We start from the raw sequence: 22,579 nt of genomic DNA, 5'->3' as shown, positions 1-22,579 counted from the left end.
CATAGCAAAATGCTTGCGGTGTCTCTTTTTTTTTTAATCTATCTATTATTGTTCTATTTTTGTATATAATTTAATATAATCTAAAATGCAACAATCTTTCTGATAGTTCAAAAAAGATAATCAGTTTCAATAATAACAATCTGACGTTATTATTAATAGTAGCAATACTGCGGTATTAGTATTTAAAAGTTGTATTAAAGGAAGTGTTACAATGGTTGGACGAAATGACCCATGCCCATGCGGTAGTGGAAAAAAATACAAGAAGTGCTGTGAAGGTAAAAATCAAGTAACTTCTGTGAACGTTTTCCAAGAAGAAATTGAAAATGTACTGCAAACATTCTATAGCAATTACCCAGAAAGAAAAGATATTCGCGAATTTATGGAATTAGTTCGTAAATGGGCACCAAAGCTTGAAAAGAAATTGCATAAGGAATTAGTTGAAGCGGTAGCATTGGATGAGTACTTCTTCCACCAACGCCCTGATATTTGGAAAAATTTCTTGGCAAAGGTGGCTAAAAAAGCCGTTCGCCCATCAATGATTGAGCTGTTAAAATCATGGGAACAGCCTATTTTCTTCATTGGGACAGTTGAAGAAGTAGAAGATCAATACTTTACAGCGATTTCTGCTTTGGATGGAACAACTTATCAAATCCAACGAGAAAGCCATAAATCGATTCCATTAGGCATGCGCGTGTTCGCATTTTTATTGCCAGATGGTTCGAACGAAAAAAATCATGTACTAGCTGTATCAACATTAATCTTCTTCCATAAAGAACATGCAATCTCATTTGAACAGTTTACAAACGCTTTTAAAGCAAGTAAATTATCTGTCGAACAATTTGCTAAAGAAAACCATTTATTATTATGGGAAGGTTTAGTAGAGAATGGCTATGAAGGTGAAGAGTTTACACCTTTCGAGCAGGAAGTAGTGGAACAGCTTAAAGAATTTATGGCCGACAAGTCGATTAACAATGATGACTTTGTAATGGTTGTAGAAGATTATTTAATCGAAAAACAGCCTTCTGCACGTAAAGCTGGTGCAATTGCTGCCGGTGCTGTACGATTCGGTCAAGAACATGATCTATTTGAACAAAAGTTCACTGTCAAAGAAATCGGTGAGAGCTTTAGCGTATCACCATCTTCTTTAAATAAATACTATCAGGAATTATCGGTTTTCTATAAAGAAAAGCAATAATACAAAAGCTAAAAGCTACTTTCGAGACGTCGAAAGTAGCTTTTAGTTTGCTTTGGATTATACCTGCTTTCCGGGCGGCGTGGCTCCAAAGCTTTTATATATTTAATTGCGTAACAAGAAAAATAGAGGAACGAATTTCCGTTATTTTTAAAATAACATAAAAAATAGTGAAAATAACGGAAGGAATTTCCGTTATTGACCTAAAAAACATGAAATTCACAGTTTTATTTAAAATAACGGTAAAACGTTCCCTTATTTACCTTAAAAATGAGCTACACTATTCAAATAACGGTAAAATCTCCCCTTATTTTAGGAGAGCACTAATGAATTTACTTTATCACGTGGCTTTATCGTTGTCTTACCGTTGCCCATCAATCAATTAAGAGAGATTTCATAAAAAAAAGCATCCCCATGTTATGGTGATGAGTCCAATATTTGTATGATAACCTTACTTTTAAAATATAAGGGTAAAATTACTATTTAAATATAACAAAAAAACAATTTGCAAATGAGCTGTTATGCGCAGCTCATTGCAAATTGTTCCTTTCCCTTTTTCATAAAAGGGATAAAAATGAAGAGACTTTTCAACGGATACCACTCCGTCGATTGGCTTTACCTACATTGCATAAATCTGTACCAGAGATTTAAAATAGGTAAATAAGAAATACTTAATTATTATATCAAAAAAACATTATTTTTCAATAGTACGCTTCATAAAATTATTATTTTTCGTAAATTTTCATCATTTCTTGCCCTAGAAATTGAAGTTGTTCCCCCACTGTACAAGATTCTATACAAAAACGATGAGCACCGTGTTTTCCACGTTCTTTACGAAGGTCACGAATGACTAGACAGTCTGAACAATAAGTATCCATTAATTCATCAATGTCTTTCATCACATCCACTTTATTCAATTCATGTACCTCCTTTTAATATGATTTTCTATTGTACGCTATTTTTTTATTTTTCTCCAACTTTCAAACGTTTTGCTATACTGAGTATAAGCAAATTAAAAAGGAGCGGTTTTATGCTGGAAGTTTATATTGATGGCGCTAGTGCCGGCAATCCGGGTCCGAGCGGAATTGGCATTTTTATTAAAGGTGAAGGTCATCATATTAAGATAAGTGAACCAATAGGCACTACAAATAATCATATAGCCGAATTTACGGCATTGGTAAGAGGATTAGAAGAAGCGTTGAAAATTGGCGCCACCTTCGTTTCAATGCGGTCGGATTCAAAGATTGTAGTGAGCTCCGTTGACAAAGAATATGTTAAAAATGAAGAATTTAAACCGTATTTATTGGAAGCAATGGCACTCATTAAACAATTTGAGCTGTATTTTATTAAATGGATTCCAGATAAAGAAAATAAAGCCGCCGACGCCCTTGCACGGGAAGCAATACTTAAAAATTCAGAACAATAATAAAACGATTCATTTATCCAGCTAAGGTATAAATGAATCGTTTTTTACTATTCCGATTGATTTTGCAGTTTTCCAAGCGACAGCAAGTAAATCACTAATATAATGAAAACTAAAACAGCTGAGCTCATGTAAACAGTCTTATAGCCTGCAGCTACTGCTACAACCCCAAAAACATACGAGCCAACTGCAATCCCTATATCGAATAACGTAAAGTACGTAGCTGTTGCATATCCGCTGCGCATAGGTGAAGTCGACTGGATGCATAAAGATTGAAAACTCGTTGTTAATGTCCCATAACCGATCCCTATAAATATGGCCGACAATAAAAAAGGTATTGCCTGCTGAGCATTGGCAAGTATTACTAAACCAATACTAAAGAGAACGAACGATGGGATTATAACGTATTTTGCTCCGAATGTATCATAAATTCTCCCTGTAAACGGACGAACTGCAATCATCGCGACTGCAAACACAGCATAGAAATAACTCGCTACTGTAAGTAAATTTCGTTCTTCTGCATATAACGATAAAAATGATAAAATGCTGGCATACGAAAATGCAATTAAACAAGCTATGGCAGCAGTCGGCAATGCTCTTTTTTCAAATAAATCATTAAATGAAAATTTAAATTTACTTCCCTGCACTGGTGTTACATAATTTTCTTCAACCGGTATTGTTAATGCCAGCAAACCGCCAGCTGCAACAAAAGCAGATAACACAATAAATAGTACATTGAAGCTTGCGTATTGTATGATAAGTAACCCTATAAATGGTCCGAATACAACGGCTAAATTCGTCGACATTGTAAAGTAGCCTAACCCTGTGCCTTTACGTTTAGCTGGAATAATATCTGCTGCCAACGAGCCAGATGCTGTTGTAGCAATACTAAACCATATTCCTTGGAAAAATCTTAGTGCCAGCAATAAAATAAATGGTTTAAAGAAAATATATAGTATTGTGCATGCCAAATAAAAGGCAAGACTGATGATAAGCATTTTTTTCTTTCCAAATACTTCTAGCAATTTCCCGCAAAACGGTCTGACAATTATTGCCGAGATTAAAAATACTGTAACGAGTAATCCTGAATCATCATCCGATTTCCCTAGCACACCGATTGCATATAGCGGCAATGTCGTGATTAGACCGTAAAACACAAAAAATACTGACATGTTTGTAAAAAATAAGCTAATAAATTGCTTAGTAAAAATTTTGTTTTGCTGATTTTGTTGCTCCATTCTCATTAACCTTCTATCTTTTTAAGTATCCCCTTTAAGAGTTCCTGATCTTGCTGCGATAATTTTTTTTCAATTTCCTGTTCGAACGATCGGACTGATGCTGCTATTGGCGGAAACTGTTCCAACCCTTTCTTTGTTAAGGATATTATTTTTTCACGCTTGTCCATTCCATACTGTCTTTCTACCCAGCCTAGTGTTTCCAAACGGTTGACTGTTCTTGTTACAGTTGGTGCTTCTACATTTAAATATTTCCAAATAGCCGTCAGTGACATTGGTCCATCTTGATGCAGCAAAAAGAGTATTGTCCATTGTGAACTAAAAAGACCGTGTGGCTTTAATACTTCATTTAATTTATTGACTAAATAACGATTTTGTTGAAAAAACATATGAAATAACTCATTCAACACATTTACCTCCAATTTATTTACCTACCTAAATAATTTAATCTCTATATTACGCCTCTATAAAAAATATGTAAAGTAAGATTGAAAAAAAAGCATTTAAACTATTTTACTAGCTTAAATGCTTTAATTTATATTTTATAATGCTCACGAATATTCATTAACGCACCGATTGCACCGGAAAATCCGCAATCTCTTAAAAATATCGGTTTATGCTTTTTTAAAATTGTATAATGTTCTATTACCTTTATTAGCTGTATGTTATCTATTAATGTGGATCCAATATATACAATATAATCCGTTTGGTGTTGCTCTGCCAGCTGAATGCTTAAAGTTGAGATTACTTCACCAATCAGCCCTTGAGTTGTCGCCAAAACATCATTTTGGTCAAATTCACGTCGTTCAGTAATGCCTACTTTACCAAAATTACTAGCTGTTAAATTTCCGTCAATCGGTGTATCCATCCCTTGGTATATATCCTTTACAAGTAAATCGATTCCATCACGGCTACCTTCAAAAGCATTTGATTTGATCTCATCAAAATCGGAAATACCTGTCATAATCGTAGCAAGTCCAATTAATGTCCCCCCACCAACGCCCGTACCTCCAACACGCTTATGGAAATTCCCATCCATATAATGGATTGATGTCCCCGTACCGATATTTGTAATGATACTTTGAGAGATAGTATGGCCTTCTTTTTCCAGTAAATAGCGCACACCTTTTAATGTTGCTTCAAACTCTACAATATATTGAATCGATTTCATCGTTTTTAAAACGTCTCGTAATTGTTCAGTTCGTCCCCCTGTTAAGCCAATCTCTTCTACTTGAGGATGTTTTTCCAACCATTCTTTAACTAAGTGCATTTCATTAGATGGAAAGACTGTCAATGTAAGCTCTTGCTGATCATTCATATAGGCAAGCTTTGTCAACGTACCCCCTGTATCAATTCCAATCCATGTTGACATAAAATAATCTCCTTTATCATTCCCACGAGTAATTCGTACTACCCTATCATAACTTAATGGACTGGCGCAATAAAGAAAAATTCTCCCACGAGTGGAGAATTTATTATACTTGAATTGTATGCTTTTCGGTTAAAGCACGTTTATGAAACTCTTCAACAAATACATGCTCATACTGGCGCACTAGGCGTAAAATTTTTGATTCATAGGCATGAGTAGATTCTTCTACTAAATGAAAAAGCCCAATTATCTCTTCTTTTTTCAATAAATTTGTTAAGGTCATAACTTCTGTTTTTGGCAAAGCTACATTGTGCAACTTTAATATTTTTGACATAGAACGCAAAGGTGTTCGGGAAATTAGAATTTTACCCTTTGCATCATAAGAGATTTGCTGCAACAGCTGCTTCGCCTGCTCATTTGGTTTAATGTTGATTCTTTCTATTGTTGTGACTTCTCCCTCTTCATTTTGTTGTTCAACCGTATAAACGGTAAAAGGGAGTTCATCTCGAAATGTTTGCATTGATTGGATATGTACTTGCTCATCTTCAACTTTACAATATGTAGTCGAAATCACCAATTCATATGTTGTTTCAAGCATACGGAAATTCGTCAATAATAATAAAAAATCGTTAGTTTGCTGCTGTTTGATTAAATTTTCTCCATCTACTTCCATAAAAATTGAAAGAAGACTTGCTGCATCCGCTAAAGCACGATGCTGTGTTTCATTTTCCAATCCAAGCTGTGCCATTAATCCACCTAATGAAGGCTGCTCTTTTATACCATTTGCAATCATATATTTTTGCTGAAAATCAATCATTGGATATAGACAATCATTTTTTATGTAATTACGCGATAATTCTTCTTCCAACACTTTCCGATCAAATTCCCCAAATGTTAAAAATATATAATCCTGCTTACACCAGCGTTTAAATTTATAAAATGCTTCCTTAAATGAAGGTGCATCCAGTAGTTGCTCTGTTGTAATACCCGTTAATTTTTGAATATGTACATTCAGCCTTTTAAATTTATATGGTTGTATTAATTGTGTAAAAGTTTCGGTAGTACCGTCAGGCAACCATTTTACCGCACCGATTTCGATAATATATTGCTTACCTCGAATAAGCGCAGCTTCTACATCAATACTTATATATGTTTTTGTTCTTCCCAATTTTTTTTCACCTACTATTTTAATAACCGATCCTATTTAAAATAAAATAATGCTCTTTCTATTGTATATGAAAAAACAGCGTCTGACACGGTATGTTCGTATATTCTGCATTAATAACGCTAAAAGATAAAAAACATGTATTTTTATGTTGGAATATTATCTATCTTCAACAATAAACATTCATCTATGTTAATAGATTTCATCTCACAGATTGAATAATTCTGTGGTAAACTTTGCCTTCACCTTTTCCCACTCTTCTGAAACAATGCTATACATAACAGTATGGCGAATTGTCCCTTCCTTTCGAATCATATGGCTGCGGAGTACCCCTTCCTTCACTGCCCCAATCCGCTCGATTGCTTTTTGAGATCGGAAATTTTCATGACCTGTCTTAATCTGTACACGATTCAGCTGGAGCTCCTCAAAACAATACTGCAACAATAAAAACTTGCAATTTGTATTTATAGCCGAACGCCAAACACTTGGTTGATACCATGTAGACCCTATTTCCACTCGTCTATGAGGAAGGGATATATCCAGAAAAGATGTACAACCAACAATCCTATTCATTTTCTTTTCGATTACAACAAATGTATATGTAATGCCTTTTTCACGTTCTGCGATAGCGTTTTTTACATAGCTTTCAACTGACGCAAGATCAAGTAAACTAACCGACATATGCTCCCAAATCCGCTCATCGTTAGCTGCTTTCGTTATGCCTTCGATATCACCGATTTCAATAGGCTTTAATAAGACAATTTCATTTTCTAAAAGTATGTTTTCCATATAATCTCCCCCTCCTGTGAATTCCTCTAAATTTCCGCTATTTTAAATACATTGTCATTATAATCAAAGGTTTTATTTTCCTTAATTATATTTTTAAATACGTCTGTAATAACTTCGGAAGCCTTTCCAAATCCCCCTTATAAATTTTAAATATTCAAATAAATTTTCGCATAGTTTACCACCTTACACAATGTTAATTGGAAATTTTAACTATTTTACCCTTCGCATTTCATAATAAGAAGGCACCAGCAGATTACTGATGCCTCTAAATTTACATACTTTCCGGAGATTGCACCCCTAACAGTCTCATTCCATCCTTCAAAACTGTTGCCACAGAAAAGCATAATACTAAACGACTTTCCATTTTTTCATCTTCAACTAATATTTTCGTATGAGCATAATATTTATTAAATACTCGTGCTAATTGCAGTACATATTTTGCCACAATGGAAGGGTCCGCCTGCTCAAGGCTATCTGATATAACTTGTGGATATTGCTCGAGCAGCAGAACAATCCCCCATGCTGATTCCTCCAGCTCTTCTATCGGTATTTCTTCATGAACCGTAAATTTCGCCTTTTCTAAAATAGAATGAATTCGCGCATGCGTATATTGCACATATGGTCCTGTTTCCCCTTCAAAATTCAACATTTGCTGTAAAGAGAACTCAACATCGTTCAAACGATAATTTTTTAAATCATTAAATATAACTGCACCAATTCCAACCTGCTTGGCAATCTCCTGCTTGTTTCGTAAACTCGGATTTTTCTCTTCAATATTTTTAGAGGCCGTTTCCACTGCTTCCTTTAATACATCTTTTAGAAGAATCACTCTACCTTTACGTGTAGACATCTTTTTACCGTCTTTAAGCATCATTCCAAATGGTACATGCTGTAAATCTTTTGACCATGAATAGCCCATTTTCTCAATAACATGAAACACTTGTTTAAAATGCAGTGTCTGCTCATTTCCTACTACATAATAGATTTTTGATGGTTTATAGTTTGCCTGTCTATAAAAAGCAGCTGCTAAATCCCGTGTTGCATATAACGTGGCCCCATCTTGCTTCGTAATCAAGCAAGGAGGCATATCTTCTAGACGGACGACATTCGCACCATCAGATTGTGTTAGTAACTGCTTATCTTTTAATTCATCGACAATCGACTGCATTTTGTCATTGTAAAAAGCTTCTCCTTCATACGCATTAAATTGAATATTAAGTTGCTCATAAATTTGCATAAATTCCTGTAACGAAGCGCGTTTAAACCAACTCCATAATTCAAGTGCACTTTGTTCATTTTCTTCCAGTGCTTTAAAGGCTGCTCTTGCTTTATCATTTAAATCTTCACACATTTCCGCTTCGTCGTGGAACTTTACATATAACTTTAATAGCTCCTCAATCGGTGCAGCTTCCACTTGTTCTTTAGCGCCCCATAGTCGGTATGCCACAATTAATTTCCCGAATTGTGTACCCCAATCACCTAAATGATTGACACGCAAAACATAATAACCATTTTTCTCTGCAATGTTTGCGAGTGCATTCCCTATTACAGTAGAGCGCAAATGCCCCATTGAAAATGGCTTTGCAATATTTGGTGATGAAAAATCTATTACCACATTCTCATTATTATTTTGTTTTTGACCATACTTTCCCTTTAATAATGTAATTTCTCTCAATACCTCTTTTGTTACTTGTACTTTATTTAAAAACAAATTAATATAGCCGCCAACAACTTGAACCTTTTGAATAAATGGATCGTTGATGTTGCTGCCTATTTCTTCCGCAATGCTATTCGGTGATCTTTTGAAATTTCTTGCCAATGTAAAGCATGGAAACGCGACATCTCCTAAGTGCTCATACTTTGGTTTTTCCAACAGCTTTTCGATTTCCTGAACTGTGAAATCCTCTTCTACTGCATGCAATAAAATTTCCGCAATTTTTCTGTTCATCAGCTATTCCCCTCCAATATAAAAAGCCCTCGTCTCCAATATTAGAGACGAGAGCGAGGAATCCCGTGGTACCACTCTAGTTGCCACAAAATTGTGACCACTTTCCATTGCTAACGAGGTGACTCCCCGGCTTCCCTACTTCATTTCAGGTTGCTTCTCCAAAGTGCGTTTCATTTACATATTTTGCACCAGGCTTTCACCTTCCCTGGCTCGCTAATCAAAATTTATGTAAATTACTGTCTTTTTCATCGAATTTAATTTATAGAATTATATCCATTAACATAAAGTCGTGTCAACCTATATTTACACTATTCAGAATAAATTCACTTCAAGGGAATGGTACTATAATCCAACTAAGAAAAAAAATATTAAATAAGAATATTATTAAAAATAAAATAATCCCTAATGCCCATACACCTAAAAAACGTGATTTCTTTGAAAATATGGCCGGCCAGGCAAATATAAAGCCAATTCCTAAAATAAGGCTGAAATACTCAAATAAAATAGAATTATTTGTTAGCATACTTATATTTAGTAATAATAATGTGAAAAGTCCACTGGCAACTGAAATCCACCCTGCAATTGCCGGTATTTGAAGTTTCTTTAATTTGTCCAGTTCCATAATTTCACCTCACCTAATTTTATTTTACGGATTAAGTTTATATCCTCTAGTTTTTCAATTTCATTTTTTGGTCCTGTTACAACTACCCCATAGGTTTTAATTCCGTTTTTATTAATGTAGTCAATTCGCTCCTGCAGCTTCAAATTTTTATGGCTCGATACTTTTGTCGCTAAGTCCTCATATTGCACAATATAGTTTAATATATCAATAAACACTTGCTCATTACTGTATGCATCCCTAAAAGGTGACCAAGTCGTATTATCGACCTGCACCGGATAACCGATTGGCGATACGACATCGCCATCTTTACTAAGATTTTTCTCCTCTACCCCCGTATCAACCGCGGCCCAAACAACATCTACATTTGCAAAGCTGCGGCGGATTTCATCTACTGTATGTAAATCATGTAAGGAAATATATGCTTCCACGACCGTTTCATCCGGAAGACCTCTTAAAACTTCCCATTCCCTCCACGTATCTACATCAGATTGATTTTTTGGATGTGTGAGCCACGGACTTGTTTCATTTGGATTTTTCCTTTGGGCACGTTCCAATCTGGAATTCACTTCTTTGCTCGTTAAATTTCCTAGTGTATAGCGCATATCGTACGTATTTACTGTATAATCTTCTTTCCCAATACGTTTATACTGCTCAAACTGCAGCTGCATGGAAAAAGGTGAAAATTCCATATCAAATTCAATTTCCTCAAGCGATGTATTCGGCTCTGTTACATATAACGTTTGACTCGTGACATCCATTAAAGTTGTCGATTTTGTACCAAATGCATAATAAAGAAAAGTAAAAATATAGCTGACAGGAAGAATCATTAAAATAATCGTAATCGTACCTACCATCAATTTCATTTTAGAAAGTGACACAGTACGTTTCATCTGTTGATTTAGCTTTTGTTGCTGCGAATCGGACAATTGCTGTTTTTTTGAGTTCGCAATTAATTTTTCATACTCATCCATTTTTAATGCCTCCCTTTTCGATAATAGATCTCATTTTTTTTCGCCCTCTTAACAAATGACTTTTTAGCGTATTAAGCTTCAAGTCCAAAATTTCTGCTGCCTGTTCATTCGTACAATCCTGTACATCACATAATAAAATCGCCTGTTTTTCAATTGGTGCCAATTGGTCCAATAAATTTAAAAGAGTTGTAAAGCTGTCCTCCTGCATAAAGACCATCTCAGGTGTTGTATGATCGATGCGTACAATTTCCTCATACGGCTCACTCCGTTTTTCTTTGCGGCAATAATCGATATACGTGTAATATGCGACTTTAAAGAGCCAAGGCTTGAGTTCTTTAATCGGCTGAGCAAGTAATGTTACATGGGCTTTATAAAATGTATCCTGCAATAAATCCTCAGCCGTCTGCGTATGGCGGCAAAGAGAGAATAAATAATTGTATAAATCTTTTACATACAACGAATATAATTGTTCCAGCTTCATTACTTCCCACCTTTCACCCTATCCTCGATTAAATGCACTATAAAGTTGCAGTTTATCGCAAAAATATTTCTATTAATTTAAATAACCGGTATATATAGCCATATGGAGCACTGAAAAATCGTAAAAATTCTGTTACTATACTGTACTCGTACGGTATTCGCATTGAATCTGAAGCGAATATTGAAACTTAACGAAAAGGGAAGAAATAGGCAAAGAAATAAGGGGAAATTTTACCGTTATTTCAATGATGTTACTCATTTTTTGGATAAATAAGGGGACGTTTTACCGCTATTTTAAATAAAATCGCGAAATATCATGTTTTTTAGGCCAATAACGGAAATCCCTTCCCTTATTTTCACTATTTTTTATTTTATTTTCGAAATAAGGGAAATTCATTCCTCTATTTATCTCATCAAACAATTCAATCTCCCGAGAAGCGCCCGTCCAACTTAATTAATTCAAAGTGACACACTTGTTTAAAATCTATAAATCAGCTTTTTCCAGGTAAAAATAGACAAAAATGGATTTAAAATTCCTCATCTATGATAATAACAAATTTTCCCCAATGCGAAAGGGCGCCTTCATAAAAGAAGGCACCCTCAGATTGTCGACAAAAGGTCTCGAGAGTTTGTCTCTCGAGACCTTTTATCTTTTTATTATAGCTGCTTAGCAGGAATAAGTTGTTCACGTTTATTAATTTGAATTGATTACTAGTCATCGTAGATATCGTATCTCACTTTATTTAAAGCGCTGAAAAGTTGATTGGAATGGAGGGCGACTCCTGCGGGAACAGCAAAATTTATTTTGCGACGAGTAACCGCAGGAGCACCGACGCCTGAGACTACAGGCTCAGGCCGTACCCGCGGAAAGCGTCCTGGAATGGAAATCAACGGTTTAATATTAATATTAATTTAATTCTATCTATTTAATGGAATCCCCAGAATCTCCTCATTATGTGTCCCTGATTTCACACCAACTGCGGTATAAGTTGCTTTAAAAATATCGGACTTAATCGGGCACGCCATTTGCTTTTGTGTAGTACCATCCGGTTTTGCAACATCGACAAACATCTCACGTTCTACAAAAAGTGGATGGGTGACCGTTTCTTCAAAGCTTAAAACCGGCTCTACACAAGTATCTACTTTTGTAAAAATATTTTGCCATTCATTAAATGTTTTCTTTAAAAACACTTGCTGTAACTGTTCTTTTAGCTTCGAGTCATCAGTTGGTTTAAAACTCATTACGAGTGGGAGCAGATCCGGACGGCCGATCGCCTCACATAATTCCTGCCTGAATTTCGGCTCGAGACTGCCAACAGAAATATGGCGACCATCCATCGTTTCATAATAGCCATAAAACGAGCCACCGTTTAATAATAGTTCTTCACGATGAAGCGGTTTTCCTTGTGATAAGAAATCCTGTGCAAATAACGCATTTAAAGTTAAAGCACAATCCGTCATACTAATATCAAGATGTTGCCCTATTCCAGTACGATTTCGGTAAATGACGGACGATAAAATGCCGACTACAGCATGCAATGAACCACCTGCCAAATCAGCGACTTGAATGCCTAAATTTGCAGGGCCGCCTTCTTTTGTTCCGGAATAGCCTTGCATCCCTGTCATCGACACATAGTTGATATCATGACCTGCCCGATCGCGATATGGGCCTGTCTGACCGTAGCCTGTTATGGAGCAATAAATTAACCGTGGATTGACTTCTTTAAGTGTTTCGTATCCTAGACCAAGACGTGTCATAACGCCTGGTCGGAATTGTTCAACGACAATATCGTATTCCTTTACAAGCTCTTTTAATGAAGTAATTATTTCCGGCGATTTCAAATCAACGGCAATTGACTTTTTAGAGCGCTGTAAATAGTCATCTTTGTCCCATTGCTTTCCTTCTAATGGTTTTGTGACGTGCAAAACTTCTGCTCCAAGGTCTGCTAACATCATTGTTGCAAACGGACCGGGCAGCATTGTAGAGAAATCTAATATTTTCAATCCTTGTAAAAGCATCGTTCCATCATCCTTTCATTATCCGGGTCATATTGAAAACTTTTTTCCGTTCCACTAAAAAGCAGGGCCGTAATGAAAGGTAAACTTTCAAAACGGCCGCATATTTGTCATCGCTATTGATTTGTTACTGGTTTCAAAAAATTAGGAGGGCGTTTTTCAAAGAATGCACGGATGCCTTCTTCTACCTCGCCAGTTGTAAATGTTTTCGCAAAAGCTTCCCGTTCTACTAATAAGCCTTGTTCCAACGGTAATTCCTCTGCGGCTAAAATACTCTCTTTAATTAGCCCAATTGCTCCGATTGCACTCTGAGCGAGTGTTGTAGCGAATGCAATTGCTTTTTCCTCTACCTGTTCCGGAGATACCGCTTCTGTAATTAAGCCGATAGCTGCCGCTTCTTCCGCCTTCAAACGTTTACTTAAATACATTAACTCGCGTGCTTTTGCTCCACCTAGTAACCTTGTCATACGCTGCGTCCCGCCAGCACCAGGCAACAGACCTAACGACGCTTCTGTTAATCCGATTGTGCCACCACCCATTATTCGAAAATCGCAGGCTAGCACAAATTCACAGCCACCCCCTAAAGCATGACCATTAATAGCAGCGATTGTCGGTACTCTCAAGGATTCTAAACGATTGAAAATATCCTGCACATGTTTTGAACTTTCTGCGATATCCACTCTTTCCTCAGTGCTTCCCATTGATCCTAAATCGGCACCCGCAATAAAGATTTTCGGATTCGCTGATTTAAACACGATTGCACGGATTGCTGGATTTTTTTCAACTTCTTCTAACAGTTGCAGTAAATCACGTTGAATTCCCGCATTTAATGTATTAGCCGGTGGATTATTAATCGTTACGACATGTACACCATAATCTAGCTTTTCTACCATCATTGTTTCAAGTTTCATCTGGTTTCCTCCTTACCTCGGGGCCATACGAATTGCACCATCGAGTCGAATCGTTTCACCGTTTAGCATTGGATTTTCAAAAATAGCTTTTACTAAATGTGCAAATTCAGTTGCTTCACCTAAACGTTGTGGGAATGGAATTTGCTTTCCTAAAGCCTCTTTTAGTTCCTGGGGTGCCTTCCCCATTAACGGTGTATCGAAAATCCCCGGAGCAATGGTCATGACACGAATACCATAGCTAGCTAAATCCCTTGCTATCGGTAAAGTCATCCCTACAATCCCACTTTTAGATGCAGAATAAGCAGCCTGACCAATTTGCCCATCGAATGCAGCTACAGAAGCTGTGTTGACAATGACGCCGCGCTCTCCATCATCATTCGTTTCATTTGTCATCATGGCAGCTGCGGCTAAACGAATCACATTAAATGTTCCAACTAAATTAACTTGTATAATAAAGTTAAATTCATCTAACGGAAACACACCTTTTCTGCCTACTACACGTGTTGACGTACCAAGCCCAGCACAGTTAACAACACCTTGAATAGAACCATATTTTTCTACAGCACCATTAATTGCCAGCTGTACATCTTCTTCCTTTACAACATTCGTTTTGAAAAACAGGCCATTCAATTCCTCTGCGATTGCTTGACCTTTTTCTTCATTTAAGTCCAATATGACAGGATAGCCGCCTGCAGCTGCGACCGTTCGTGCAGTTGCTTCCCCTAAACCAGAACCGCCACCAGTAATAATAATTGCTTTTTGGTCAAAATTCATTTTTTATTCACTCCTCGTTCCTTTCAATAATTAACCCATTTGTCATTCCTCGGCCTACGCAAATTGCGATTAGTCCATAACGACATTATCTGCGTTCTAATTCATGTACTGAAGCTGTAGCTAAACTATATGAACCCCAACCAAGTAGTTTTAATTAGACAGTACATTTTTATCTAAATCTTTTAAAGCCGTTTTCAGGATTTTACCCGTTCCGGATTTAGGAATTTCCTCAATAAAGCTTACATAATCTGGCACTTTATATTCAGCAAGTTTCTCTTTACAGTAGTCTCGGACAGCTTCTTCTGTTAGCCCGGCGTCCTTCGTTACTACATAGGCAACCGTCTTTTCTCCGAATACAGGATCAGGTCTTCCAATGACAGAGCATTCTACTACAGCTGGGTGCTGATACAATAGCTCTTCGATTTCTCTAGGGTAAATATTAAATCCACCGCGGATGATAATGTCTTTTTTCCGGTCAACGATAAAGTGATAGCCTTCTTCATCACGGTACGCCAAGTCACCTGTATGCAGCCAGCCATCTTGAATCGCATTCGCTGTCTCATCCGGTTTTTTGTAGTAGCCCTTCATCATGTTCGGACCTCTAAATAGGATTTCTCCTACTTCATGGTTTACAACCTCATTACCTTCAGGGTCTACCAACTTTAAATCAATTCCCGGTAATGGCATACCGACAGAATTGACTTTCTTCGGTAAGCTTCGATGCGTTGTCATGAGCATAACCGTACTTTCCGTTAGGCCATATCCTTCAGAAATACTTACACCGAACGATTCATTTGTTTTATGCAATAGCTCTGCTGGTAAGCTTGCACCACCAGAACCAGCAGTACGTAATTTTGAGAAATCCAGTTGCTCCACTACTTGAGGAACTTGGGCAAAAAAGGCATACATTGTTGGAACACCTAGGAATATCGTTATTTCATATTCTGCAATCGCTTTTAAAGTTTCTACCGGATGGAAGCGTTCCACTAAATAGATCGTACAGCCATGAGCGATTGGTGCCAGGAAACCTTGCAGCTTTGCATAAGCATGGAATAATGGCAATACACACAGAACACGATCACTAGGAACAAATTGATTGTAGACAGCAGCTGTAATTGCCATCCAATTTAAGTTTCCATGGGTAATCATGGCACCTTTCGGATTGCCCGTTGTACCAGACGTATAAATAATTTGTGCTACATCAGATTCATGAAGTGGGATGATTTCGGAAATGGGGGAAGATGTCTCCAGTTGATGCCATGATAAAAATCGGTCATCTTCTGTCTCACTATAATTAATAATCTTTCCGACTGTTTTGAATTGGTCCATTGCGTTTTCTACTACTGGTTTGGATGCATCTTCTATAATTAATAGTTCAACATCGGCGTCATTTACTATATAGGTCACTTCTTGTTCCTTGAAGGTGGGATTAATCGGAACGACCGTACCGCCATTTGCTAAAATAGCAAAATACGTAATGATATACTCCGGACGGTTAGTCATCATTAGAGCAACATTTGTACCTTTTTTGACTCCTTGATCTTTTAAACCACCAGCAAAATTATAAACTTTATCTTGTAATTCTTTATAAGTTAGTCGAGCTCTTTTAAAGTGGATGACAGGTTGATTTGGCAAACGTGAAGTTGTCGAAGTAAGCAATTCAACAATGTTCAATTTATAACCTCCTACTTTCAAATAATCGATCAAGGAAAGGAGGTATGTCCCCCTCCCCCATTTAAGAGCAATTGTCTTATAAAATTAAATACTTACCTTAGAACTAATCACTTCTTGAGATACGTTTACGATGACATCTTCAGGAATACGGAAACTTAGTGAGGAAGGGTCATTTTGAACTGCTGGTACAAGTTGCGGAATCTCAGCTGTATCGATATTAAACTCCTCAAAGCTTGCCGGTAAATTTACTGCATTTCTTAATTCAACAATTACATTAATGCACTCATCCAATGTTTCCTGCGGATTTGCCTCATTCGGAACTACACCTAAAGCAGGGGCAAATGCATTAATTTTCGGTAAATACACGCCAGACAGATTTTTCATCACACTCGGCATTAACACAGCATTTGCTAAACCGTGTGGGATACCGTATCTCGCACCATACGTATGCGCTATATTGTGGATTGGAATATTGGCCATTGCCGATTGGAAACTTGTGATCGCCATTGCACTTGCCTGAAGCATATTCGCACGGGCTGCAACGTTTTTTCCTTCATGCACTGCTGTTGTTAAATTTGCGACAATGATTTTGGCAGCATGCAGGGCAAATGCATCCGAAAAATTCGTAGCTTTTGTCGAGAAAAATCCTTCTACTGCATGCGTTAATGCATCCATACCTGTAAAAGCGGTTACTCTTGGCGGTAAACCCACCGTTAAATCAGGATCTAACACAGCAATATCAGAAGTTAAATACGGATTCATTAAATTGCATTTTAAGTTCAGCATTTCATTGAAAACTACTGAAATACTGGAAATCTCAGCACCCGTACCAGCAGTAGTCGGGATTGAAATATGCGGAATACCAAGTGGCTTGGCATCTGGCCAAACTTCAAGTACATTCCCAGTCAATACATATTCAACCTGGTTAACCCCATTATAAAGGGCCCATTTAACTGTTTTGGCTGTGTCTAAAACACTGCCTCCTCCAATTGCAATAATGGAGTCACCATTACATTCTTTAAAATACTTCAAGCCTCTATTAATATTGCTCGATTTAGCATCTTGCTGAATATCATCAAATACGCCAGCAAGCTTTATGCCTGGAACCATATCAAATAAGCTTTTAATTTTTTGTGTTAAGCCTGCATCCGTTAACCCTTTATCTGAAAAAAGTACCGGACGCTTTCCACCTAAACCTTGAATTAAATCTGGCACTAAAACATGTGAACCTGCACCGCTTCGGATTTCAGGGCGATGAGTGAATTCAAAATAGGAAGTTGTTTTCATCGTATCTCTCCATTCTTATTGTTAATCAATTTCGCCTTGGCGTAATATGATTAGAAAATTAACCCTAAAGCTGGGCGCTGTGAATTTTCAGTCGTTAATGACGTACAAATATTCTTCAATTCTGTGTAGTCATCAAATACTTGAGCTCCTTGTTCACGACCAACTCCACTTTGCTTATAGCCACCAAATGGAGCATCTGTACGGAAAATATGCCAGTCATTAATCCAAATTGTTCCGGCTTTAATTTTCGTCGCAATTTCATTTGCTTTTGTCACATCACGACCCCAAACGCCGCCTGTTAACCCGTATTCTGTATCATTTGCGATGGCGATTGCCTCTTCTTCTGTTGAATATTTAATGACAGAAAGAACTGGACCGAATATTTCTTCTCGTGCAATCTTCATATCATTCGTAACATCCGCAAAGATTGTCGGCTCGATAAAGAATCCATTTTCAAGCCCTGGTTCTGTTGCACGTTTACCGCCACATACAAGTCTTGCTCCCTCATCGATGCCGGACTGAATATAGTCAAGAATTTTATTCATTTGTGATTCAGAAATAACCGGCCCCATCCCCGTAGCCATATCAAGTGGTTGACCGAGTTTAATTTTCTTGCTCGTTTCAGCTAGCTGATGAACGACGATATCATAAATTGATTCATGGACAATTAGACGCGTACTCGCTTCACATACTTGCCCTGAATGGAAAAATACTCCGAGCAGGATTCCTGGAATGGCCACTTCAAGATCAACATCCGGAAGCACAATTGCCGGCGCCTTCCCTCCAAGTTCAAGCGTCACTTTCTTAACAGTACCTGCAGCTTGCGCCATAATTTTTCTACCTACTTCTGTAGACCCCGTAAATGCAACCTTCGATACATCCGGATGTGTTACGAGGGCATCCCCCACTTCAGCCCCTGGACCTGTGACGACATTGATAACACCTGGTGGAATACCTGCTTCAACTGCTAATTGGGCAAGCTTTAATGTACCTAATGGTGTATTTGAAGCAGGTTTAATAATAATGGAGTTCCCCATTGCAATGGCCGGTGCAATTTTCCACATTGCTAATACCAATGGGAAGTTAAATGGCGTAATAGCCGCCACTACCCCTAGCGGCTCGCGAACAAGCAAGCTGCGATTCGCCCCTAGTTGTTCATTAACAGGCAGTGCCGTTACTGCCTCATACTTCAACGATAAATCTGCCGTCTGTGTAAGAGACAGTATTAACTGACGAATATCCGCACCACCCAATTTACGCAGTGTCGCCCCCGTACTAATGCCTTCCAAAAAGATGATTTCCTGTGCGTGTTGTCTAACCTTCCCTGCAAACCGCATCATAATTTGTGCACGTTCTGCCTGAGTTTTTCCTGACCAAACGCCTGATTCAAATACTTCTTTCGCATTTTGAACAGCTCTGTTAACATCTTCGGCATTGCCTTTTGAAACTTTCGCTATTACCTCTGATGTAGCTGGATTAATTACATCAAAGAATTCACCTGAAGCTGCTGGTGTCCATTCACCATTAATAAACTGTGGAAAGATCTTTACTTGTACTTCCGTAGTCATCCTTCATCCCCCTTTAAATAAAAAACTGTAGTCTGTACCTGTTATTCAGCAAAGCCTTTTGATCGGATCTATCCTACACTTCTTCAAAAACAACTTCTGTATCGTAGATCTCTTCCAAAGTTTTTCCTTTTGCACGTGAAAGAACCATTAAACGCGCCTGCAATTGTTTCATCGCAAACTCCATTGATTTTCCTGCTTCAATTCCAAGGCTTGTTACTGTTTCGCCTTCTTTTCGTTCTGTTAGCATCATCGCAATCGGTAACAGCTCCTGAAGTCTTTGCTGTACGCGTTCAAACAGATCCAGTTCAGGATTTTCACTAATTAAGCGCTGAATGAGGAAGGTACCAAAGCCGATATGGCGTCCTTCGTCACGCTTTACATTTCGAATTCCTGAAATAAATCCTGGGAACAGATTGGCCTTTGATAATGCTTCATGGAAGAACCAGTAACCTGTTTCGGCTAAAACGCCTTCTGCAAAAATATTGTAAGTAACCGCTGCATCTAACATCGCTTCAGGTGATTGATCGTCAATTAATTTCCCCATAACAGCCGGCAGCGTTTCATCAAACAACTTGCGATAGCCTGGAGTTAGTAAATGCGTTAAATCTTCGGTTACACCGATTTCTTCCAAGAACAGGCTGAAAAACTCAGCATGCTTTGCTTCTTCAAACAGGAAAGTTGTTAAATAAGACTCTTCTTCAAACCAGCCCTTTTTGGAAACTGCCATAATCATTGGCAGGATATCTTGTGTTACCGCCTCTTCGCCACCAATGAATTGAGCAAATTGCGTCAAAACCTCTAATTGTTGCTCTTCCGTTAGCTTCTTCCAGTCTTCTTTATCTTGGCTAAAATCGATATCTACCGGATTCCAAATACCGAATTTTTTCGCCTTTTGATATAAAATATACGGAAGTGAATTTTTGTTGATTTGCTGTTTTGTCGTTACATATTCTCTCATTGCTTTATCCCCCTTAAATTTATGTTTATTGATGGAGTCTATTAAAAAAGCATAAAAAATAGAGATTCTCAATGTAAATTAGTAGTCACCACAACAACTTTTACGAAATGAATCTCTCTTGTCTGTCTAAGAAGTCTAAATTAAAGCCTTTATTTCTTGATTTCGAAAAACGCTTTTACTTTTACTTCCTCGTCTTCATTTATTGCTTCAGCCTCACAAATCCAGCAATCGTCCTTTTCATCGACAATCCGGCCATGCACCGTAATTTTTTCACCTGGTCTTGTCATCGCTTTAAATCTTGCTGTAAATTTTCTCAGATCCTTCGCCTCAAACCATTGTCCAATTGCCTGACCGACGAAGCCCATAATTAACATGCCATGTGCAATGACCCCACCTAAACCAGCTGCTTCCCCATAAGGTACAACGGTATGAATCTGGTTGAAATCTCCGGATGCACCTGCATATCGAACAAGCTGTGTATGCGTTATTTCTTCCTTTTGTAAAGATTCAAACATATAGCCGACCTCCATAGAATCCCCCCCTAATGCCTTTCAATAATTGTAGAACGACTGATAAGTACCGTTTCACCCTGTTCGTTCAAATAGTCCTTACGTAAGACAAAAAAGTTTATGGAGGCTTTCGTATATGCTTTTTCAATAACGCCATGTACAGTAATCTCTTCATCGGGTATGATTTCCCTGAAATATTCATACTCCTGTTCACCGTGCAGTACCTTTTTCATATTTAAATTCAAAAGTTCAGATGAGGAGGAACCCCCGCCCCAAAAATCAATGACTGTTGGGAAGGTAGGTGGGACAGCTTCTCCATTCATATACTCTTCCTTCAAATCTCCAATCGCTAATGCAAGTTCTCTAATTTTTCCTTTTTCTACTCTAAAGGTATAGGATTCTATTTTCATACCAACTTTTTCCTCAAGCTCTGTACTCAAGTAACTCACCTCCTTAAAGTTATTATTAGATAAATGAAGATTCATTATTTGATATGCGCTGGCGATGCGGTTTTCATATATTCTTTATGAATTTGAGCAGCAATGATATTTTTTTGAATTTCGGATGTGCCCTCATAAATCTTTGTAATACGCGCATCACGATAATATCTTTCAATCGGAAAATCTTTCATATAACCCAAACCCCCATGGATTTGAACTGCTTTATCCGCTATGCGGTTATAAATTTCCGATCCTAGAAGTTTTGCCATAGCTGCCTCTTTGATGACATTCATCCCCTGATCCACCATCCATGCGACCCGATACGTAAAGGATCTTAGAGTTTCAATATCCATCGCCATTTCTGCTAAGTAGTGCTGAATGATCTGCTGCTCAAAAATTGGTTTACCAAACTGTTCACGCTCGTGCGCATATTTGACGGATAACTCAAATAGCTTCTGCGATGAGCCCAAATTCCTTGCAGCGAGTCCTGCACGACCATTGGCCAAAATTGTTAAGGCATTGACATAACCTAACCCTTCTACCCCCAGAACATTTTCGATTGGAACTTCACAATCCTCAAAAAAGATTTCAGAAGAATGCGATCCACGAAGACCCATCTTTTCTTCTGTTTTTCCAATAATAAAACCTGGCGCGCTTTTATCTACGAGGAAGGAAGTAATTCCTTTTGCGCCTTTACTTGAATCAGTGACGGCCATTACAGTAAAGAGATCCGCAATCGAAGCATTTGTAATATAATGCTTCGAGCCATTTAAAATATATTTGTCTCCTTTGCGAACGGCCGTTGTTTTTAACGCCACCGCATTGGAACCTGCACTTGGTTCAGTTAAAGCAAATGCACCAATAATGTCACCCGACGCCATCCCAGGCAAATATCTTCGCTTCTGCTCTTCAGTTCCCATATCTACAATTCCGACAGTTCCTATTCCTGTATGTGCTCCAATTACAGTTGTATATCCATTAGATGTACGACCAATTTCTTCATAAATACTGCACTTTCCAACCATATCAATGCCTGTACCGCCGTACTCTTCAGGTATACTAAGACCAAATAATCCAATATCCTTTGTAAGTTTCATAATATGTTCCGGAATGTGGTCATCCTGATCGATTTGGCCAGCAAGTGGATCAACTACATTGTCTATAAAATCTCTAATTGAGTTTTTCATTTCCATTAAATCTGGCGACAGTCGAAAGTCCATCATTTCCCCCCTTTACAATTTAGCAGTC

22 protein-coding genes and 1 other annotated feature are annotated in these 22,579 nt (G+C 37.7%); of the genes, 2 read left to right on the top strand and 20 right to left on the bottom strand.

The genetic code is table 11. The features are described from left to right. Positions 1–211 precede the first annotated feature (211 nt). Positions 212–1,195: an SEC-C metal-binding domain-containing protein gene (locus H9632_RS04765; protein WP_191702973.1), complete on the top strand. Its 984-nt coding sequence runs from the start codon at positions 212–214 to the stop codon at positions 1,193–1,195. 722 nt (positions 1,196–1,917) lie between these two features. Here the strand turns inward: H9632_RS04765 and H9632_RS04760 are convergent. Next, the gene (locus H9632_RS04760; protein WP_191699357.1) at positions 1,918–2,109 is read right to left on the bottom strand and encodes a zinc-finger domain-containing protein; all 192 of its coding nucleotides are present in this window, start codon (positions 2,107–2,109) and stop codon (positions 1,918–1,920) included. Between the two features lie 113 nt (positions 2,110–2,222). Between H9632_RS04760 and H9632_RS04755 the strand changes: the two genes are divergently transcribed. Continuing rightward, positions 2,223–2,618, top strand: a complete 396-nt coding sequence (locus tag H9632_RS04755; RefSeq protein WP_191702972.1) for a ribonuclease HI family protein — start codon at positions 2,223–2,225, stop codon at positions 2,616–2,618. Between the two features lie 47 nt (positions 2,619–2,665). On the opposite strand, the gene H9632_RS04750 is transcribed toward H9632_RS04755, so the two are convergent. The 19 genes from H9632_RS04750 to H9632_RS04660 form a co-directional block, all read right to left on the bottom strand. Then, positions 2,666–3,853 carry an MFS transporter gene (locus tag H9632_RS04750; protein WP_191702971.1) on the bottom strand — a complete coding sequence of 396 codons (1,188 nt, stop codon included), beginning with the start codon at positions 3,851–3,853 and terminating at the stop codon, positions 2,666–2,668. Positions 3,854–3,858: 5 nt separating this feature from the next. Then, positions 3,859–4,260, bottom strand: coding sequence for a MarR family winged helix-turn-helix transcriptional regulator (locus H9632_RS04745; RefSeq protein ID WP_318247669.1), 402 nt, complete (start codon positions 4,258–4,260; stop codon positions 3,859–3,861). A 125-nt stretch (positions 4,261–4,385) separates the two neighbouring features. After that, on the bottom strand, positions 4,386–5,222 hold the full coding sequence (coaW, locus tag H9632_RS04740) for a type II pantothenate kinase (RefSeq protein WP_191702969.1): 837 nt from the start codon (positions 5,220–5,222) through the stop codon (positions 4,386–4,388). Between the two features lie 103 nt (positions 5,223–5,325). Beyond that, complete coding sequence (locus tag H9632_RS04735; RefSeq protein WP_191702968.1) at positions 5,326–6,387, bottom strand: 3'-5' exonuclease; 1,062 nt, start codon at positions 6,385–6,387, stop codon at positions 5,326–5,328. Between the two features lie 204 nt (positions 6,388–6,591). Next, the gene (locus tag H9632_RS04730) at positions 6,592–7,173 is read right to left on the bottom strand and encodes a GNAT family N-acetyltransferase (RefSeq protein WP_191702967.1); all 582 of its coding nucleotides are present in this window, start codon (positions 7,171–7,173) and stop codon (positions 6,592–6,594) included. A gap of 271 nt (positions 7,174–7,444) precedes the next feature. Then, the gene (gene argS / locus H9632_RS04725) at positions 7,445–9,121 is read right to left on the bottom strand and encodes an arginine--tRNA ligase (protein WP_191702966.1); all 1,677 of its coding nucleotides are present in this window, start codon (positions 9,119–9,121) and stop codon (positions 7,445–7,447) included. A 40-nt stretch (positions 9,122–9,161) separates the two neighbouring features. Then, positions 9,162–9,379 (bottom strand) — a binding site (T-box leader). Positions 9,380–9,449: 70 nt separating this feature from the next. Next, a complete protein-coding gene (locus tag H9632_RS04720) occupies positions 9,450–9,743 on the bottom strand; it encodes a hypothetical protein (protein WP_191702965.1) in 294 nt (97 codons plus the stop codon). Then, positions 9,725–10,714, bottom strand: a complete 990-nt coding sequence (locus H9632_RS04715) for an anti-sigma factor (RefSeq protein ID WP_191702964.1) — start codon at positions 10,712–10,714, stop codon at positions 9,725–9,727. Before H9632_RS04715 ends, H9632_RS04720 begins: the two co-directional genes overlap by 19 nt. Continuing rightward, positions 10,707–11,195: a sigma-70 family RNA polymerase sigma factor gene (locus tag H9632_RS04710; RefSeq protein ID WP_191702963.1), complete on the bottom strand. Its 489-nt coding sequence runs from the start codon at positions 11,193–11,195 to the stop codon at positions 10,707–10,709. The genes H9632_RS04715 and H9632_RS04710 overlap by 8 nt, the downstream gene beginning before the upstream one ends. A gap of 917 nt (positions 11,196–12,112) precedes the next feature. After that, positions 12,113–13,213 (bottom strand): CaiB/BaiF CoA transferase family protein, encoded by a 1,101-nt coding sequence (locus H9632_RS04705; RefSeq protein WP_191702962.1) that lies wholly within the window; start codon positions 13,211–13,213, stop codon positions 12,113–12,115. 113 nt (positions 13,214–13,326) lie between these two features. Further along, on the bottom strand, positions 13,327–14,121 hold the full coding sequence (locus H9632_RS04700) for an enoyl-CoA hydratase/isomerase family protein (protein ID WP_191702961.1): 795 nt from the start codon (positions 14,119–14,121) through the stop codon (positions 13,327–13,329). Positions 14,122–14,133: 12 nt separating this feature from the next. Next, entirely contained in the window at positions 14,134–14,895 is a 762-nt protein-coding gene (locus H9632_RS04695; protein WP_191702960.1) for a 3-hydroxyacyl-CoA dehydrogenase, read from the bottom strand. Positions 14,896–15,045: 150 nt separating this feature from the next. Further along, positions 15,046–16,569 carry a class I adenylate-forming enzyme family protein gene (locus H9632_RS04690; protein ID WP_191702959.1) on the bottom strand — a complete coding sequence of 508 codons (1,524 nt, stop codon included), beginning with the start codon at positions 16,567–16,569 and terminating at the stop codon, positions 15,046–15,048. Positions 16,570–16,653: 84 nt separating this feature from the next. Then, complete coding sequence (locus H9632_RS04685) at positions 16,654–17,856, bottom strand: iron-containing alcohol dehydrogenase (RefSeq protein WP_191702958.1); 1,203 nt, start codon at positions 17,854–17,856, stop codon at positions 16,654–16,656. Between the two features lie 50 nt (positions 17,857–17,906). Next, on the bottom strand, positions 17,907–19,424 hold the full coding sequence (locus H9632_RS04680; protein ID WP_191702957.1) for an aldehyde dehydrogenase family protein: 1,518 nt from the start codon (positions 19,422–19,424) through the stop codon (positions 17,907–17,909). A gap of 73 nt (positions 19,425–19,497) precedes the next feature. Then, a complete protein-coding gene (locus H9632_RS04675) occupies positions 19,498–20,382 on the bottom strand; it encodes a R2-like ligand-binding oxidase (protein WP_191702956.1) in 885 nt (294 codons plus the stop codon). A gap of 149 nt (positions 20,383–20,531) precedes the next feature. Continuing rightward, positions 20,532–20,912, bottom strand: coding sequence for a MaoC/PaaZ C-terminal domain-containing protein (locus tag H9632_RS04670; protein ID WP_191702955.1), 381 nt, complete (start codon positions 20,910–20,912; stop codon positions 20,532–20,534). An 11-nt stretch (positions 20,913–20,923) separates the two neighbouring features. Beyond that, a complete protein-coding gene (locus tag H9632_RS04665) occupies positions 20,924–21,340 on the bottom strand; it encodes an FAS1-like dehydratase domain-containing protein (RefSeq protein WP_318247674.1) in 417 nt (138 codons plus the stop codon). A gap of 35 nt (positions 21,341–21,375) precedes the next feature. Further along, positions 21,376–22,551: an acyl-CoA dehydrogenase family protein gene (locus H9632_RS04660; protein ID WP_191702953.1), complete on the bottom strand. Its 1,176-nt coding sequence runs from the start codon at positions 22,549–22,551 to the stop codon at positions 21,376–21,378. Positions 22,552–22,579: the final 28 nt, after the last annotated feature.

The sequence above is a fragment of the Solibacillus merdavium genome (assembly GCF_014836935.1).
In the GTDB taxonomy this organism is placed as follows: domain Bacteria; phylum Bacillota; class Bacilli; order Bacillales_A; family Planococcaceae; genus Solibacillus; species Solibacillus ferritrahens.
Note: the sequence above shows the minus strand (reverse complement) of the source record. Positions and strands in the feature narration are given on the sequence as shown.